General features: G+C 55.8%; 15 protein-coding genes and 1 other RNA gene. 3 read left to right on the plus strand and 13 right to left on the minus strand.

All coding sequences use genetic code 11. The features are described 5' to 3' along the window. Positions 1–141 precede the first annotated feature (141 nt). From PGR6_RS03550 to PGR6_RS03570, 5 genes are all read right to left on the minus strand, one after another. On the minus strand, positions 142–444 hold the full coding sequence (locus PGR6_RS03550; RefSeq protein ID WP_064616123.1) for a hypothetical protein: 303 nt from the start codon (positions 442–444) through the stop codon (positions 142–144). Further along, a complete protein-coding gene (locus PGR6_RS03555; protein ID WP_064621193.1) occupies positions 441–1,421 on the minus strand; it encodes an integrase domain-containing protein in 981 nt (326 codons plus the stop codon). Before PGR6_RS03555 ends, PGR6_RS03550 begins: the two co-directional genes overlap by 4 nt. Then, on the minus strand, positions 1,399–1,758 hold the full coding sequence (locus PGR6_RS03560; RefSeq protein WP_064616124.1) for a hypothetical protein: 360 nt from the start codon (positions 1,756–1,758) through the stop codon (positions 1,399–1,401). Before PGR6_RS03560 ends, PGR6_RS03555 begins: the two co-directional genes overlap by 23 nt. Further along, a complete protein-coding gene (locus tag PGR6_RS03565; RefSeq protein ID WP_064616125.1) occupies positions 1,742–3,142 on the minus strand; it encodes a YfjI family protein in 1,401 nt (466 codons plus the stop codon). The genes PGR6_RS03560 and PGR6_RS03565 overlap by 17 nt, the downstream gene beginning before the upstream one ends. Positions 3,143–4,250: 1,108 nt before the next feature. Continuing rightward, complete coding sequence (locus PGR6_RS03570) at positions 4,251–4,640, minus strand: hypothetical protein (RefSeq protein WP_064616126.1); 390 nt, start codon at positions 4,638–4,640, stop codon at positions 4,251–4,253. Between the two features lie 298 nt (positions 4,641–4,938). Here PGR6_RS03570 and PGR6_RS03575 point away from each other — a divergent pair, with 298 nt between their 5' ends. Then, positions 4,939–5,772, plus strand: a complete 834-nt coding sequence (locus PGR6_RS03575) for a DUF2971 domain-containing protein (RefSeq protein WP_064616127.1) — start codon at positions 4,939–4,941, stop codon at positions 5,770–5,772. A 228-nt stretch (positions 5,773–6,000) separates the two neighbouring features. On the opposite strand, the gene PGR6_RS03580 is transcribed toward PGR6_RS03575, so the two are convergent. Next, positions 6,001–6,345, minus strand: a complete 345-nt coding sequence (locus tag PGR6_RS03580) for a hypothetical protein (protein WP_218187808.1) — start codon at positions 6,343–6,345, stop codon at positions 6,001–6,003. Positions 6,346–6,893: 548 nt separating this feature from the next. Between PGR6_RS03580 and PGR6_RS03585 the strand changes: the two genes are divergently transcribed. Continuing rightward, a complete protein-coding gene (locus tag PGR6_RS03585) occupies positions 6,894–8,162 on the plus strand; it encodes an AAA family ATPase (protein ID WP_177343072.1) in 1,269 nt (422 codons plus the stop codon). Beyond that, a complete protein-coding gene (locus PGR6_RS03590) occupies positions 8,159–8,917 on the plus strand; it encodes an HNH endonuclease (protein WP_082920819.1) in 759 nt (252 codons plus the stop codon). Before PGR6_RS03585 ends, PGR6_RS03590 begins: the two co-directional genes overlap by 4 nt. Before the next feature lie 820 nt (positions 8,918–9,737). Here the strand turns inward: PGR6_RS03590 and PGR6_RS03595 are convergent. From PGR6_RS03595 to PGR6_RS03625, 7 genes are all read right to left on the minus strand, one after another. Continuing rightward, positions 9,738–10,994 (minus strand): integrase domain-containing protein, encoded by a 1,257-nt coding sequence (locus PGR6_RS03595; RefSeq protein ID WP_064616131.1) that lies wholly within the window; start codon positions 10,992–10,994, stop codon positions 9,738–9,740. Positions 10,995–11,180: 186 nt separating this feature from the next. After that, positions 11,181–11,578: a transfer-messenger RNA gene (gene ssrA, locus PGR6_RS03600) on the minus strand. Between the two features lie 97 nt (positions 11,579–11,675). Beyond that, positions 11,676–11,951, minus strand: coding sequence for a hypothetical protein (locus PGR6_RS03605; protein WP_064616132.1), 276 nt, complete (start codon positions 11,949–11,951; stop codon positions 11,676–11,678). Between the two features lie 217 nt (positions 11,952–12,168). Next, the gene (locus PGR6_RS03610; RefSeq protein WP_064616133.1) at positions 12,169–14,979 is read right to left on the minus strand and encodes an FAD-binding and (Fe-S)-binding domain-containing protein; all 2,811 of its coding nucleotides are present in this window, start codon (positions 14,977–14,979) and stop codon (positions 12,169–12,171) included. Continuing rightward, positions 14,976–15,647: a LutC/YkgG family protein gene (locus tag PGR6_RS03615; RefSeq protein WP_064616134.1), complete on the minus strand. Its 672-nt coding sequence runs from the start codon at positions 15,645–15,647 to the stop codon at positions 14,976–14,978. Before PGR6_RS03615 ends, PGR6_RS03610 begins: the two co-directional genes overlap by 4 nt. Then, the gene (locus PGR6_RS03620; protein ID WP_018929466.1) at positions 15,647–17,101 is read right to left on the minus strand and encodes a LutB/LldF family L-lactate oxidation iron-sulfur protein; all 1,455 of its coding nucleotides are present in this window, start codon (positions 17,099–17,101) and stop codon (positions 15,647–15,649) included. Before PGR6_RS03620 ends, PGR6_RS03615 begins: the two co-directional genes overlap by 1 nt. Beyond that, a complete protein-coding gene (locus PGR6_RS03625; RefSeq protein WP_018929467.1) occupies positions 17,098–17,922 on the minus strand; it encodes a (Fe-S)-binding protein in 825 nt (274 codons plus the stop codon). Before PGR6_RS03625 ends, PGR6_RS03620 begins: the two co-directional genes overlap by 4 nt. Positions 17,923–18,054: the final 132 nt, after the last annotated feature.

An 18,054-nucleotide genomic window follows, 5' to 3' on the forward strand; every position in this document is an offset into this window, starting at 1 on the left:
CGCTTGGATACACAGATTGCGTTGATGTCTTTGGGTGAATTGTCCACGGCCTTTTGGAGGAATGCCCTACCTCTGGGGGACGACTGCAGCCGTCGCTGCCGACGGTAAAGCCCCAATAAATCGGTCACCGTGTCTAAGAAATTAGTGCAGGCTCTTATTTTTCGTGCAACTTGTTAGCAATTGCTGGCAGCTCCCCAATCGTTTCCAGATCAATAGAATTGTGAGCCGATAGTAATACCGGGTAGCGTCGGAATGGTCTTTCAGGTGCTGAGTGAGAAACCAGCGCACGTGCTTGAGCTGCCAGGCCCAGGGATTATCGCGCTGCCATCGTTTTTGAATGGCCGCTTGCATGATTCGGGCTTGCCGTAGGTGTCGTTGCTGAGTGGCCTTTGAGCCAGTCAGTACGCCGCTCAGGAACAGTGCCATATCGAAAGGCTTGGTCATGCTCGGCCACCAATGTAGGCCGACATCACATCGATCCGGTTATGCCCGAGCTCAAGGCTGATCTGTTGGCGCGCCTGCTGATCAAGGCCGCGGTCAATGCGATAGTAGTGGCCACCATTGACCGGTGCCGCGTGGCCAGTGAGCTGTTCGTAGCGCTCGCAGGCGTATGCTGCGCGCAGTTCATGGAAGCCCTTCAGACCGTGTTCATGCAGCGTTTCGCGCGCGGGGAGCACGGTCTGTTGCAGGAACGCGGCGTAGCTTTCGTCTCGGGCCAGCAAGTTGCGGCTGCGGGGCGGCGATGCCTTACGAGCCAACTGCAGCGCAGCTTTCACCTCTTCATTTGCCACGACCCAGCGCGGCGCTGATGCCCCTGAGCGGCCGCCTTTGGTGCCGTCCTGGATGTTGATGCGGCCTAAGTGTTCGGCTTCGCGGTGCAGTCGTGGCAGGTCAGCCAGGATTGCCTCTCGTAGGCGCATGCCGGTTTCTCGGGCCAACAGGACAATCGCGGCCACCCGGTCGTGTTGCTGTTCGCCCAGAACCTCCACGACTCGATTCACCTGTTGGCGGTCCTGGCCATCCGGCGCGCGGGTGCGTACGCTCGAGCGCTGCAGTCCTAAGGCCTGCCTCGGACTGGCGATCCTCACGTCCTGATCAGCGCGCAGCGCCGCGAGGGTACGGTTGACGCTGCTCAGGCGGTTCTGCGCGGTAGCGATGCAGAGTTCACCTTGCTGGATTTGCTGGCGCAGGTAAGCGGCGTAGTCTTGCAGCGTCTGTCGATCGATCTGGCGCGCATCGTTGTAACCGGGGCCGTTCTCTGACCGACACCAACGCACAAACGCTTGCCAGCGATCGCTATGCGCTTTGACCGTGGCGAAGTGGCCGCCGCCAAACAGATCCTTGAGCGCTTGTGGGCCGGCGTAGCTCAGCTGGCGGCCATAGCCAAAGTTGCGACCCTCACGCCGACCGACCAGTGCCATCGTCATCACCGTTTTCGTTTGTTTGCAGAAATAGCAGTAGGGCTTTCCAGTGAGGGCTGAGCCTGTCCAGCTGCCGCCAGTGCGTCGAGCGGATCAGGAGGGTGTTCTCGTGGTGTTGCAGCAGTGCCCCTTCCTCGAGCAATTGTTCGATCAGCCGGGCGAGGTGAGCAGGCTCCAAGGGTGGTGTGGCGACAGCGGCGACAGTGGCGACAACCCGCGTCGTTTCTGGCCTGGCGCGTGGCGACAGGGTGGCGACAGAGGCAGCGACACACCGCAATTCTGGCTGTGGTTGATGTTGCGCCCGGTGGCGGCGCACCGCGTCATTGAGGCGAAACATGGCGGACCTCGAAAGTTTTCCCGTCGCGGCTGCTCAGCCAGCGATGAGTGATCAGCACGACCAATAAAGAAGCAGTATGGTCAGCGCTCTTGCGGGCAAAACGAGGGCCGTTGCGATTGACGTCGCGAATGGTGAAGCGAGTCCAGCCTTTCTGCACCAGCCAGCGCAGCAGTCGATCCGCCTCTTCGCATCGGTTATTGACCGGCTCCTGTTCGGTCAGGCGCTGGATCTCGGCCAGGTAGTAATCCATCAACGTGGAGGCGCGCTGGATGTGTCCTTCGTCCAACGCACTGGCCTCTTCAACCATGGCCAGCACGCCCGCGATACGCAGTACATTCGCCGCCGCCTTGCCCGCGACAGGCTGGACGCCGGCCAGCTCGCCGAACTCGCCAGACTGACATTCGATGGTGTCGTGAATATCAATCCAGGCACGACGGGCACGGGAAGTCAGCTCCAGCGCGGCGGGATTGAGTGATCCATCCTTGTGAAGCGACCAGGGCTTTTGCAGCAGAGCGGTGATCCGCTGTTGGTAGCGCTGGACTTTGGCATCTCGGGTCAAGTCGATCGCCTTGTAGAGCCGCTGGCCGACCAGGCGCTCGGGCCAACTGATCAGGCAACGGCCGAGGATGCCTTGGCCATTGATCACCGGGTCTTTGAACAGCTGGTTGGCCAGGTAGGGCTGCAGCATCAGGTGCAGGCTGAGGCGGCGGTCATAGGCACGCAGGCTTTCTCCGGCCATGGAGCGCGTCCGGTCGATTGGGCTGCCATCCCACAGTGTCGACAAGGTGGTGATCGCCTTGAGTAGGTTCTCTTTGCTCATGGTGCTGCTGCCCAAGAACTGGCCACCTTCATCATTGAACAAGCCCATGCTGGGCAAGCCCTGGCACAGGCTTTTGACCAGGGCCTCAATGGTGGGTTCGGCAATGATCAGTCTCGGTGGTACCGGCTCGGACAGCTCACCGCCTTTGGCCTCAGCACGCTCTGTTGAGGTTTTGGGTTTGGCCATGATGCTGGTAGCGGCGCGATAGGCTTTGAGCTTTTCCACATACAGGGTCCACTGCTGCCGCTCCCAGTCGCGCGCTGCCCTTAATGCCAGGTGATCCACCGCGCTTTTGCGATCACCCGAGGACGCCACCGTCAGTAGGTAGAGGGACAGCGGATAGGTTCGGCCGTCGAGTTGGACATTGGCATGACCCTGGCTCACCAGAGCAGCGCTGGCCAGCACCGATTGCGCGGCCATGGCGCAGGGCACGCCGATCACCTCGGCCAGTCGTTCGACCGCGGGGCCCAACAGATCCCCGAGTGCTTCGACCGGGTAGGACAGTGGCGCCTGCTGGTATTCCAGCAATGGTTGTGGTGGCTCGAATGCTTCGCACAGTTGCATCGCTATTCTCCAGAGATTATCGACTTCGTCCTCACTCATCCCGCCACGGTTGTTGAGTGTTATCAGGGATCAAGGCCCCTGCGACCTGTGAGGTTTGTCCACTCACGCGGGACTGACGGCTCCTTACGACCGGGAACTTGGGCATCTCATGATCTGGCCTCCTGAACACCGATAGCGGTGGGCGGGTGGAGGCTGCACTGGCTGACGAGGCTGGTACCGCGAGATCCTGAGTTGGGTGAAGGCAGTGATGCGATAACCGGGGCATGCCTGACTGTCAGTCAGGGGCAGTCCATTCCGTGGGCTGCGGCACCATCATCTGCATCGCTGTGGCGAGTGAGCATTCGGTGTTTGTCACGCCGATTGTCACGAGGGGGAAAGCCCCAAAGCCCCATGCGAGCAGGGCTGCAGCAGCGGTAAGAGCGCCCGTCTCTTTAGGGGGCAAAGAGACGGGCAAAAGGTTGGCGCAAGAAATGGCCAAGCGGATAAGTTGCTGCAGAGCAGCCAGGAGGGGGCATGAGTTGCCGCAGTGGGCATTCTGGAAGAAGTGGCATCCATCACATCGCTGTGACCGTGCGAGCCGCCGGACGCTAATCGCACTTGGGGAGAACCACCACGATGTGGCGTAGCCTCAAAGGTTCTGGCTACCTGGGTGCTGTCGAGGACAGCGCTGGTACAGTTCTGGTTTAGCGCTCGTTCTGCTCGCGGTCAACAGTATTTTGGGGGCGGCTGTTGCGCCAATCGGTAGCGCTAGAAGACCTTGGAGGTCGGTGGTTTTCCATGGTCGGGTGGTCGTTCGTCGGTTTTTAATGTGAGCCTGCGTAATTGCATGGACTTGACCATTTGCATTGTCACTGACCAGTCAATTGCATTCGTGCTGATCAACCGTTTGCATTCGACTTGACCAGCTCACGCCGTAGTGACGACAGGCGGAGAACGGCCAATAACTGCCAGTCGCCACCGTCCGCTTTCGGAAGGAGCCATTGACCGATGGTCGCTGGCGACCTACAGCGGCGATCGGCGACTGATATGAACCTAAGTCCGAGTCCTGCCTTCCTTCGCGCTGCGCGTACCGTCGAGAGCCCAGAAAGCGAGAATGTCGCTGTTTCGGCTAGTCGCCAGCCCTGACAAGCTCGATTGGTGTCGGATAGATTGGACAGCTCCCGTCGAAGCTACCCATGAGGAAAATCTTTGTTATCTTCGGATTGGTGATGGGCAAGGCTGTAGGCTGTTTGGCCAGAGGAATTGACCCGCAGTCACCAAAATTCAAAGATTCACCCCCGAGAGCTGCGGAGTCGCTGAGCGGTGCTGAGATAATGGCTGGTTGCCCACCATTTTCCTTCACCACGGCAACCTCGATCCGTTGAGCTGCGCCTGTCCCGGTGATGTGAAAATAGTTACCAGCGACGTGCGGAAACCTGAAGGGAATAGGGTTGGCGCTAACGCTCAGAGAGGAGGCCAGCGCTGAGGCGGCGACGAATGCAACGGCGAAATTTTTCATTGAAGCTCCATGTTTTGGTTTGATTACCAAACGCAATAGATGGAGATAAGGGTCTGTAATAACAAGGAAAATCTCAAAAAACGTTCTGGTGCGTTCTCGGCGCGGTCCACCGCTCCTGAAGAACCTCGATTTAGGTTGACTGACTTCCTCAGGGCGTGAAGCTGACGGATAAGGTGTCCGCCAAACCAGCGGTGAAGCAGTTCGTCAAGTGAACAGGTCGATTTTTGACTCTATTCTGTGACGACGGTATAAAGTGCCATTTCTAATTCAGACTTCGCGGCTTAAAGGAGCGGAATACATGGATGTGGAAGAAACTGCTACGTACTACAAGTATCGATCCTGCTCACCTAGAACTTTGGATATATTTCGAAATAATGAGCTTTATTTCTCGCTCCCTCAAGATTTAAATGATCCACTAGACGTGTCAATCGACGTCAAATCCGAGTATGAGCGCGCTAAGAGCCATGTATATAAAACAGACAGGCATCCTGAAGGTCGAAAATCGTTTCTTATAACGATGCTTGATAGTATAAAAAAGGGCGTGACGAAAGAAGGCGACGAAATTTCTTTGAATCAAGCCCTCTATCTCTTTATGCAGAGCAGAGGGATTCTTTCCCTTTCTAAAACTGCAAATGACGCACTGCTTTGGTCTCACTATGCAGATGGCCACCGTGGAATATGCCTCGGTTTTAATGCAGAAATTCTGCAAATTGATGGCATCAGCGGCTCAGGGGACGTTCAGTATTTGCCAAATCCTCCATATATGGAAAAATTCTTAGAGTTGACTGAGGAGTTTGGTGAGTTCTGTCGACCGTGGGACGATGTGCACTTCTCTGACGAGCAAGGTAAAAATTTTTACAACAGACAAGTAGACGCTATGCTGCAAACAGGGCTCTATACGAAATCCGAAGACTGGAAATATGAAAAGGAATTTCGTCTGACTTCGGTTCCGGGCAATCACTCGTTTTCAACCGCAGCTCTACGAGAGGTTATTCTTGGGGCGAAAACGTCTGAGGCTGACGAAGAAAAAATAAAAAAACTTCTTTCGAATCCCGACTACCTCCATGTGAAGTTAAAGAGGGCTTTCAATATCCCAGGCACATTCAGTTTTGGCTCCCGTCTGCTGGTCTAGCCGCGACTTGCTTATCAGCTACAGATCGTTCGGTCACTGCGACAACCTCAATATCGCTCAGATACAAGTGATTATCAGCGGCAATGCAATTGGTCGGTCAAGTGCGTTGCTATTATGCACACATCTACCGCTTGTCGGCCGAGGCCCACCGCAAGGTGAGCCTAAATCGTTGTTTCATATGGCGCCCGGAGCTAGGGTCGAACCGGCACGTTCAAAGAACGAGGGAGTTTATATCTCACGTATACTGCCATCTGGGAAAAGGTACATACCGTCCATCAAGTAGGCAGGTTCACCTTCGCCAGGGCTAAGGTCTGAATATAAAGATTTCATTTCATCATCAGCCATCTTGTTTGTATGGTTCTTGTATTTATTATATGCATCAACATCGTAGCTAAGACTCTCCAGTTCTTCGCTAGAAATAGAACCCAAAGACGCCTTCAACGCTTCAATGTCATGAATCCATATCATTCCATTTTTACTGTAATAGATACCTTTGTAGGCGCTCTCGTCAGGTATCCCCTCATAGCCAAGAGCTATGGCCAACTCGACGCTTTTCTGGTAGTTCATTTTCAATTACTCAACTCATTGGTAGATAATTCTTTGAGCACATAACTGCCATGTCGCGTTTCTTGTCGCGATGGACGCTACCTATTTGCCACTAGTTTGTCCACCGGCGGCTCTTAGCTAGACGAGGACCTCCAGCAATTGCGAAATCTGCGCCTTGACAGGTGGCGGGCGTCGAATCATGGTATGGCCGATTGCTGACTGCCGCGAAGGGCTGTGAACAGTCGCCGAGCGGGGGGGCGCTTCTGGCCGTTTTCTGTCTGTCGTGACCGGCAGAAGTCGACCCATTGCAGCCTCTGAGGCTCCGCAAAGGTCGGCCAATTGCTGTCCGTCGTAAAGGCAGATAATAGCCATCTGTGGGAGTCCGTCGTACCGCCTACATCATCAAACAGCGAGTTGTTGATATTGTATGGAAGAAAATGAGCCTCAGATACGGCGCGTCAATAGTGATAGCAGAAACCCATGAGGCTAGCTATCCTCAAGCGGCTAGCGTTTTTAGGATCTCGTTGCGAGGTCTCATCAGTCGGGTGACGCGGTCAACATAAAGGATTGGCAAGTTGCAAATAAGAAAATTCCATCTCCCTACAGAGCGGGGCGATCAAGTTGTTCTCCCTTACTCAAGCTCAAAGAAAAACAGAGTAACTATTTTGCTCGGTGCAAATGGCACGAGAAAAAGCACGATATTGCGGGGATTGCTTGACGATGCCTTAAGAGAGCATGAGTTTTTAAATGGCATGAAATACCACTCTATCGGCACAGAGTTTTCCAGCAATCCTTCTCTTATTATCGCGCTGTCTGCAATCCCTAATGATAGATTTCCGACAAAAAAACGACAGGGCAATACTCGGCCTGACGGCCGGTATTCAGCTGAAATCTACGAGTATATAGGCCCGCGTCACAATCAAAATTTAGTCAGCAGAAATCAGAGCGTGCAAGCGTTGGTCTCAGCAGCATTAAGCCGAGATGGCGTATCGGATAATCTAAAAAACTTCATTTCAAAAATATCTGCAAAAACGGGAATCTCTACGCGCTTCGAGCTATTTATAGAGTCGCAGCCTGGCTCATCGGGTGACGACAGTCGTTTTACCAAACCAGCCACGCTAATGTTGGATATAGAGAAGCGCAAGGCGATAATGTCGCAGTTCAAGGCCAGCCGTGGCGAGCCCGTAATTTTTGATTTATTGTCCGACGATATTTGTCTTACTTATCATCGAGAATTAGTAAGCGAAGCATTGCGCTATAATCTGATAGCTTTGAGGCGTCCTTTATTCAACGACCGCACCCCTGAAGACTTCAGCGCTGGCCAATGGGGATTGTTTTCTACATTTGTTAGCTTAGCTTTACGTGCGAAAGATAACATGCTTGTACTCATCGACGAACCGGAAAGCGCCTTGCATCCATCTTGGCAACGTGAGTATATGGGAGACCTGTCTGCTGCGCTGGTGGAATCTAGAGATTGCCATATTGTTGTCGCAACTCACTCCCCTCTCATTGTTAGCAGTATGAGTCCGACTCATACCGACCTTATTATATTACGTAGAGATGAGTTGAGCGGTGATATTGTGGCAGTGCCGTCTGAGATTCCAGCGGGATGGCAGTCGAATGATATCTTAGAGGATAAGTTTGATCTCAAGAGCACACGGTCTCCTGAATTAGTAGGTGCATTAGACTTACTTCTAAAATCAGTATCCGAAGGCGTGGAAAAAAACAAAAGCAAAATAAAGTCTCTGCTTGTGAAGGTCGAAGATTTCACCTCTGGCCTACCGGAGGAAGACCCTGTTCTATCGCTACTAATTTCCATAAAGAAAATTATTGGTGTGTCATGACTGGCTTTGAAATTCTTTCACCTGCACAATGGTCGAAATCAGATGCCGCAGCAATACAAAAATATTTCAAGGGTAAGCATAAGGAATGGACAAAGGCATCCTTGGCAAATGTTCGTGATAGGCTGCGAAAAAAACTACTTAAACAACAAAATTATGCATGCGCATATTGTCGCAGAAGAATAAGTATTGATTTAGGTCGTAACGAAATTGACCATATCGTCGCCAAAGCAATTGTCGGAATGGAAAGATTTACTTACGAGCGCATGAATTTAGTTGCTGCTTGCAAGCCATGCAATAAAAATAAAACCGATGATCCCGTGTTAAGTGCAACTCTTACGCCCAATTGCCCTTACCCGATAGGTGCAGATGATTTCAACTGGATTCATCCTTATCTGCACCGCTACAGCGAACACCTCTTAATTCGAGAAGGATACATATTCGAGGCAATCGGTGATGAAAAGCAGAAAGCTAGGGCATTAGCGGTTATCGAATCTTGTCAGCTAGCAAGGCTGAAAACCTTGGAAAGAAGGCGAGCTTATGAAGAAGCCTGCGGTTCCATTAATACTAATTTTGCAATCCTGATGCTCATTAGTAACTTTACACACTACGACAATGAGCAACTTGCGAAAATAATTCGTCGCGCTCGCCCCGAGTTTAAAGGGCGAACCTGGAAGGAGGTCGAAAAGGTGGTCATTTCCGTTAGAAATGGTTCCTCGGAGTCTTACCTAAAATCGATGAGAGCGATAGGTCTCTAGAGTTTTGTATTGCCGCACTAGATCCCCCATAGCCGCCTCCCGATCACGACGCAACCACATCCGCCTGTAGCCGCCGGCACATAGTCAAAAAGGACAACCTTTTTCTCCTGAGTGCGGGTGGTGTTTGAAATGGAGTGGGTCAACGGACGCCCATGACGGGATCATACTATTGAATGTTTTGCTGAGTGGCCCGAGAGTTTATCAAGCCACTAGGGCAGTTGCAGTGCTTCGCGAAGGGCTGTTATTGGCCGATTCTGTTGAAAAAGTCGGCTTCGGTTTCCACTGCAGAAAAGTACGCGTCTGAGATTGAAATCTGTGTTTTGCGCAGAAGGTCCAAGACTCAGATTTGACGTAGCGGCGTGCAAAAAATGCGCTTTCACCGCTCGATGCATGGCTAGCCGGGGCGGGTCGACTTTTTCAACAGAATCGGCCGGTTGCAGTCCTTCAGTGCTTGGCTGACGCACTCGCGCTGAGTGGCACCCGCTGACAGCCATCAACTGCAAACGGCTGGTCAGCGCGAATGCAAATGACTGGTCAAGTCGGATGCAAACAACTGGTCAGTGGCAATGCAATTAGGTGGTCAAGTGAGATGCAATTACGCAGAGCCCATGCGAGTGGGAATGCGGAGCCTTCCTGCTCGCGTGGGCTTGGCCGAGAAAGCCCCAAGAGAGAGGCTTGTAGCGGCGACAGTCGCCACTTCTGTCGCCATGCTGCAGGCCAAGTATTACAAGGGTTGTCGCCGGTATCGCCGCTGTCGCCAAATCAACCATCACTCCATCTGGGGAGTCATTTTCGGTTACCGGCGGCGTCCGGTGAGCGCTCACCGTATCGGCACGACGTTGTGGTCCCTGGTTTGATTGATCGCAGATGCCGACAGGTTGCCAGTGGCCGCTTTCTGGATGTGCTCACTCCACCAAGCCATCATCGGACGCCGGCGTTCGATGTAGTCAGCTCGGTTGTAAGCGCTTCGGACTTCGTCCTTTTCGACATGCGCCAGCGCGACTTCGATCAGCTCCGGATCCCACCCATGCTCGTTCAGGATGGTGCTGGCCATGGAGCGCATACCATGGCTGACCAAGCGGTCCTGGAAGCCCATGCGTTTCAACGCCATGTTGGCGGTCTGGCTATTGGCGTGGGTGCGCGGATTTCTATCTGCCGGGAACACGTATTCCCTGTGACCGCTGTGGGGCTTGAGCGCCTCCAGTAACGCGAGTGCCTGTTCGGTCAGTGGGATGGTATGCGGACGACGCTTTTTCATGCGCTCCGGCGGGATGGTCCAGATGCGTTTGTCGAAGTCGATATCTGCCCATCGGGTGGTAGCCGCTTCGGCAGGACGGGTCATGGTGTGCAGTTGCCATTCGATCAGGCAGCGGGTGATCCGCTTGATGCTGGCATTCGCGATTTCGATCATGAGCTCGGAAAGCTCGTCTGGTCGTAGCGCGGCCATGTTCTGTTTCTTGGGCTTCTTGAATACCGCTCGAATACCACTGAGTGGGTTAGAGAAAATCAGCCCGGAGTTTACCCCGTAGGTCATGATCTCGTTGAGTCGTTGGCTCAGTCGCTTCACTGTCTCGAGACTGCCTTTGGCTTCGATGGGACGAAGGAGCTTGATGACCATCGGGGCGCTGATCTGCGAGAGAGGCGTTGTTTTCAAGTCTGGAAAAACATGCAGCGTTAGCGAGCGCCAAATGTCTTCGGCATATGCTGGCGTCACGGAGTCCTTCTTTAGCTCGAACCAGGCGGTGGCCACCTTCTCGAAGGTGTGCTCGGTCTCAGCGAGTTTGGCTTGCCTTACCTCATCGCGTTGAGCTTTGGGATCAATGCCCAGAGCGAGCAACTCACGCGCTTCTGCGGCTTTCTTCCGGGCGTTGGCTAACGAGAGGTCGGGGTATGGACCGAGTGCCATATTGATACGGCTTCTGGTCAACGGTTCGCGGTAATTGAAATTCCACATCATCGAGCCGCTGGCGCGTACTCGAAGCTGTAGGCCGTCGCCGTCGCTAAGGACGAAGTCTTTACCAGTTGCCTTGACCGCCTTGAGCTGGCGATCGGAGAGACGGGTTGCTTGAGTAGGCATGGGAGCTACCTTGGGCACCGTTTTGGTATCCTAAAAATAGCACCGGGTAGCTCTGGATACCACCTGGGATACCAAACTGTCTGGAACTCCAAATACCTCGTTGGCACCCAGAAGCGCTTAAACCCTTGATTTTGTTGGATTGTAGGCACAAAAAAAGACGTCCGTGGACGTCTTTAGATGTAAAAGTGGTGGAGCCGGGGGGAATTGAACCCCCGTCCGCCAGTACTCCGCTGTCGGTACTACATGCGTAGCCGTGTCTATTAAGTTAACCCTCAGCGACCCGACGGGCAGGGTGCTTTGGGCGAGTTGTGTAAGTTTTAGCCGCTTCGTCCACAACGTACTGCACGGCGATTCTGTTCTATATGACAATCACTTTGGGTTTACAGACATCCCCTGATGATTGCTGGACCCGAAGGTACCAGAAGCTCAGGATCTAAGGCTGCTTACGCAGCGAGAGAGAATTCCTGGCCGTAGGTTTCGTCATTGGCAACTATAAGTAGTTGCAACAGTGGATTTACGACTTCTGTTACCAAGTCGGCATGCACCTAAAGTTTCGCAACCGGCGTCGAATCCAAAGCGGCCCCGAACCTGCTGTGTGTAACCAGCAGGTAAGCGAAGTGTACGCCAATACGCGCGGCGAGTCGACCTTCTGTCCTTACCTGCATGTTATCTGGCCTGGCCCTAATGGCTATTCAAGTGGCTTTGAATGTCCTGGAGCGCTTGCTGCGCCAGGGAAACACACTCTCTGTCGTTGTTGGAGGCGTGGGCGGCCTTGGCTTGTTCGGCTTTGGTGACGACGACACCTTTGGTGGCGGCGTCCAGCGTGGCTGCGCTGGACAGCTTGCTATTGACCTCCTGGAGCTTCATTACGCATTGATCGCTATCGTTTGAGGCGTATGCGGAGGAGGCCAGCATTGTTGCAGTGAGGAGCAGTCCAGCCAGGGCGGAACGCTTCATGGGTATCTCCTGGAACGGGGGTGGGGATGGGCCACGCTGATTGGGGCTTAACAAATGGACTGTGGAGGCGTGCAAGGGTTCTGTTTTCGCTTGCGAGGGAGTGAAAGATTTTCCGGGAGGAGGGTGCGAAAAAGGGGCAATGACGCCTAACGCACAATCCCTGTGGGAACGGGTTTTTGCATTATGCGTTATTGCCCCTTCTTTTTGTGCTTCGGTGTCAGACCGCTCTGGCCTGGGTCACCCGATCCACCAGATAGACCAGCCCGTGGTAGTCAATTCCACCGTGTTGTGTCAGACCAATCTCACAGGTGCGGCTGGTGGAAATCCCTTCGCTGCATTGCTGTACCGCGTCCTTCAGCGTGCGTAACGAATGGGCGTTTAATTCCGGCGTGGTGAAGCCTTTGTCGCCAGCAAAACCACAGCAGTGAATGCCTTCCGGAATGACCACGTTTTTACTGCATTTGTGCGCCAGATCGATCAACGCCTGGCTCTCGCCTAGATGCTGCGTGCTGCACGTGACGTGCACCGCGATCGGCGCTTCCTGCGGGGTGAAGTCCAGTCGGTCCATCAAATGCGTACGGATGAAACGCACCGGGTCGTACAGGTCCAGTCGTACGTCGCCGAGGTCCTGAACCAGCCGCAGCGTGCAGGGGCTGGTGTCGCAGTAGATTGGGTCGAGCCCGCCGCGGCTGGCGTGCAGTAGTGCGCCGATCAGTTCCTGGCGTTTGTGTTCGGCCTGTTCGGCGTAGCCCTTGGAGGCGAATGGCTGGCCACAGCAGAGGTTGTCCTGATTGTCTGGAAAGACGACCTGGTAACCGGCCTTTTCCAGCAGGCCACGGGTTTTGTCGTACAGCGACATTTGCTCTTTATCACCCGCCGCCGGGCCCATGACCCGCGACACGCAGGCCGCGAGATACACCACCCGAGGGCGTTCGTCCGATACGCTCGGGCTGAAGCGAATGGCCTTTTCCGGCTGTGGCATGGCGTTGGTCCATTGCGGGACCTGGCCTTTGGACAAGCGGGTCAATGTTGCCGAAAGCTTCGCCAAGCGTGGCGCCCCCAACAGCATCCGCGCACCGTTGGCGACATGCAGGGTGAAGCGCGCGCCTTGTAACGCAGTGGCGAAATTGCCTTCAATCCAGTTGGCGGTTTTCGTATGGGTCGCGTTACGGCCACGGAGCTTTTTCACCAGCTCGCCGGTGTTGATGCCTACAGGGCAACGTTGTGCACACAGGCCTGTGGCGGCGCAGGTATCGATGCCCTGATATTCGTAGGCCTGTTCCAGTTCGGCGGTGTCTATGCCGGCGCGTTTCTTCGCCTGGATGTCACGCCAGATCACGATGCGCTGGCGTGGGCTCAAGGTCAGGCCTTTCGACGGGCACACCGGTTCGCAGAAACCGCATTCGATGCACTTATCCACAATCTCATCGGCGGCGGGCAGCGGCTTCAGGTGTTTGAGGTGGATCTGTGGATCGTCGCTGAGCACCACGTCCGGGTTGAGAATGCCGTTGGGGTCGAGCAGGCGTTTGAGCTGCCACATCAACTGGTAGGCGTCGCTGCCCCATTCCAGTTCGACGAAGGGCGCCATGTTGCGACCGGTGCCGTGTTCGGCCTTCAGCGAGCCGCCGAACTCCACGGCCACCAACTGCGCCACGTCGTCCATGAACGCCTGGTAGCGTGCGACTTCTTCCGCGCTGTTGAAGCCTTGGGTGAAGACGAAGTGCAGATTGCCTTCCAGGGCGTGTCCGAAAAGGATCGCTTCGTCGTAGTGATGTTTGTCGAACAGCTCGATCAGGCGATTCACGCCGATGGCCAGTTGTTCCACCGGGAAGGTCACGTCTTCGATGATCACCGTGGTGCCGGTTTTGCGCACCGCGCCGACGGCGGGGAAGGTGTCCTTGCGGATCGCCCAGAGCCGGGCGTTTTCCACCGGGTCTTCGGTGAAGTCGACTTGTTTTTCCACTGGGAAGTCGGTCAGCGACGCCATGATCTGCGCCAGTTGTTCCTGCAGCAAAGTGGAGGAGGCCGCGCGGGATTCGATCAACAGAGCGCAGGCATTAGGCGACAGTTGTTGTACGAAAGCCGGCATGCCGGGCTTGTCCTGCACTGAGCGCAGGCTGCGACGGTCCAGCAGTTCCACGGCCGACACTGGTTGGCTTTTCAGGACGGAAACCGCGTTGCAGCAGGTTTCCACGTCCGGGAACACAATCAGCGCCGATGCCTTGTTCGGGTGGTCGATTACTGTGTCGTAGGTCACCGCGCTGATGAACCCCAGCGTGCCTTCGGAACCCACCAGCAAGTGGCTCAAGATATCCACAGGCTCGTCAAAATCCACCAGGGCATTGAGTGACAGCCCGGTGGTATTTTTCAGACGGTATTTGTGGCGAATTTTCGCAGCCAGTTCGGCATTGGCGCGGGTCTCGCGGCCCAGTGTCGCCAGACGCTCCAGCAATTCGGCGTGGCTCTTTCGGAACGCCGCAACACTGCTGGGGTCTTCGGTATCGAGTCGGCTGCCATCGGCCAACACCAGACGAATCCCGGCCAGGGTGTGATAGGTATTTTGCGCTGTGCCGCAGCACATGCCGCTGGCATTGTTGGCGACGATGCCGCCGATTTTGCAGGCATTGATCGACGCCGGATCCGGACCGATCTTGCGTCCGAACGGTGCCAGCCACGCATTGGCCTGGGCGCCGATCACGCCCGGTTGCAGACGGATTTGCGTACCCTGGCCACGGATCTCGCGACCGTTCCAGTTATCCCCCAGCACGATCAGCACCGAATCGCTGATGGCCTGGCCAGACAGGCTGGTGCCGGCGGCGCGGAAGGTCACCGGGATGTGGTCCCGTTGCGCCAGTTTGAGCAGCGCCACTACTTCGTCTTCGGACTCGACGCGGATCACCAGTTTTGGAATCAGCCGGTAGAAACTGGCGTCGGTGCCGAAGGCCAGGGTTGATAGCGGGTCGTCGAAACGTCGTGTTTCAGGAATCAGTTGCTGCGCATCGCGCAGAAAAGCCGCCGGTAGACTCATTGGTCCTCCAGGATCAACACCACCAGGTCTTTCGGGCCGTGGGCACCGTAAGCCAGCACTTGCTCGATGTCGGCAGTCTTCGACGGGCCGGACACCAGCAAGGCGTTGGTCGGCATGCCTTGGGCCCATTCGAATTCCTGCTGCACCTGATAGAAGTTGTCGCGGATTTCACTGGCCTTGAGCAGGGCAAAATGCACTGGCGGCACCAGGCTCATCAAGCGCGGTTCTTCCCGCGTCGGCCAGAGAATCAGGCTACCGGTCGCGGCGATCGCGCCGAGGGTGGTAGTCAGGCTGGCCGGGGTTTCGTTGAACAACTCGGCTTTCCATTCCTCGACCGGGCGGTTGTAGGCTTTGAGCGCTGGCAGGCCAGGATTTTTCGCCCAATGCTCGGTGATGCGTTGCCCGTGGGGCGTCGTCGGCGCAATCAGCAGGCTCGGCAACTGGCGGTCCCGCAGCAGTTGCGCGAGCAATTCGGGCCAGCCTTCTCTGGACGTCAGATGGATTTCGGTATGCACCGCTTCCATCAGTTTGCGCAGTTGCGAAATGCGTTGTTCCGGCGTGTAGGTGTAGGGCTCGGTCACCAGTTCGACATCGAAGTTGTCAGCCACCGGCGTGGTGCCCGTCAGACTGTTGCGCAATTTGGCGAGGATATTTTGCTTGGCGCTCATCAACGGTCCCCCTGTTTGGCCAGATGCTCGCGGGCCATGTCATGCAGTGAGCGGGCCGCGGGTTTCGGTGCGCTGTGGTTCTGGGTCCATGGGCCGACGTTGCTCGGCGTCAGCGCTCGCAGGCGAGTGGCGAAGAAGCCGAACAGGCGATAAAGCGTTGGCGAACTGTTGAGCCTGGCCCAGGCGTTCCAGATAAATCGTTCTTTGCGCGAATACTTGCTGCCCTGACCGCGCATCACTTGATGTGGGCTGTCCGGCGCTTTGACGTTTTCTTCCCGCAGGCGACGCAGCAATGCAGGAATCGGAATTTTTACCGGGCAGACCTCACCGCAGGCGCCGCATAACGACGAGGCGCTCGGGTGGTCGGGGACTTTCGCCAGGCCGACCATGTGCGGGGTAATGATTTTTCCGATCGGCCCAGGGTAAACCTCTCCGTAGGCATGGCCGCCGATTCGGGTGTAGACCGGGCAATGATTCATACAGGCGCCGCAGCGGATGCAGTTCAGGGTCTGGCGCAATTCGCTGTCGGCAAACGCCTGGCTGCGACCGTTGTCGAGCAGCACCAGGTGCACTTCCTGTGGGCCGTCGAGTTCATGTTCCTTGCGCGGGCCGGAGATCATGTTGACGTAGGTGGTGATCGGAATGCCCAGTGCCGAGCGGGTCAGCAGCGACAACAGCGGCACCACGTCGCGCAGGTTTTCCACGACTTTTTCGATGCCGGTTACGGCGATGTGCACTGGCGGCACCGTGGTGGTCATCCGCCCGTTGCCTTCGTTTTCCACCAGCAGCAAGGTGCCGGTTTCGGCCACGGCGAAGTTGACGCCGGAGACGCCAATGTCGGCTTCGAAGAATTTCTGCCGCAAGACTTTGCGACCGATCTGAATGAGTTGGTCAACGTCCTTGGTGTACTCCACGCCAAGTTTGTCGTGGAACAAGGACGCGACCTGACCGGCATTCTTGTGGATCGCCGGCATAATGATGTGTGAAGGCTTCTCGTGGTCGAGCTGGACGATGTATTCACCCATGTCCGACTCCAGGCATTCAATGCCTTGAGCTTCGAGGACATGGTTCATCTCCATCTCTTCGCTGACCATCGATTTGCCCTTGATCACTTGCCGCGCCTCGTGAGCGCGGATGATCGACAAGACGATGCCATTGGCTTCGTCTACCGTTTCCGCCCAGTGCACTGTCACACCGTTGCGGGTCAGGTTCTGTTCAAGCTGCTCGAGCAGGTCGGGCAGCTTGGATAATGCACGGGCGCGGACCGCATTGCCCAGCGCTCGCAAATGTTCTCTTTCATGGGCATCGCTGAAGGACGCTGCCCGTTTGTTCATCAGTGAATCCATCGCGCTGCGAAAGTTGTTTCGCAATTGCGTGTCAGCCAAAGCCTTGTGAGCCCGGCTGCGAAAATCTTCATCTACGGCGACCGTAGGAATAATCGTGGAGCTGCTCATCGGGCACCTCCGGTTCGCTGCCAAAGGAAGCTGGCCAGATGCTGACCGCGCAACGCTTCCTGTTGTTTCTCCAGCGAGCCGTTGATGTTCATCAGGCAACCGCAATCGGCACTGAGTACCTTGTGCGCGCCGGATTCCTTCAACGCACGGGTCTTGTCAGCCACCATCGCACCGGAAATATCCGGCATACGGACGCTGAAAGTCCCACCAAAGCCACAGCATTCACTTTCGTGGCTGTGGTCGACTCGCTCCACGTTGCTCAGCTGCGCCAACAACTCACGGCCATGCAGGTGGGTGTTCATTTCACGACGTGCCGAGCACGACGTGTGCAACGCCACTTTCACCGGTTCGCCGCTGTCCTTGAGCTGCACCTTGCAGACAAACAGCAAGAACTCGGCAAGCTCGTAAGTCCGTGCCGCGAGGGCCTGAACCTGTTTCAGCGTTTGCGGCTCGTCCTTGAACAGGTCGGCATAGTGTTCGCGCAACATGCCCGCGCAAGAACCCGACGGCACCACCACCGGATAATCCCCGGCAAACAACGCCAGTTGCGAGCGCGCCACGGTCCGGGCCTGTTCGGTGTAACCCGAGGTGTAGGCCGGTTGCCCGCAGCAGCTTTGCCCTTGCGGGTATTCGACACGAATGCCCTCGCGTTCCAGCAGGTGGATCGCGTCCATCCCGGCTTCGGGGTAGAACAGATCCACCACGCAGGTCCCGAACAGGTACACCCGTGACGGTTTTTCGCTGGGGTATTGCCGAGGTTCAGGCAGTGGCGGGGCGACGCGGGTTGCGTTCGGCACAGCGTTGTAAAAAAGCTCGCTCATCAGGCGTGTCTCCGGGTGGTCCCGGTTATCCGTCCGCTGAGGCTGCTGAATATAGAAGGAGAAGCTTTCAGCAGCCTTGCAGACCCGGTTGTGAATAGCTGACGCCGGGGCGTAACCCAGCGTCGGTTTTTT

Origin of the sequence: Pseudomonas sp. GR 6-02 (assembly GCF_001655615.1) — a bacterium.
In the GTDB taxonomy this organism is placed as follows: Bacteria; Pseudomonadota; Gammaproteobacteria; order Pseudomonadales; family Pseudomonadaceae; genus Aquipseudomonas.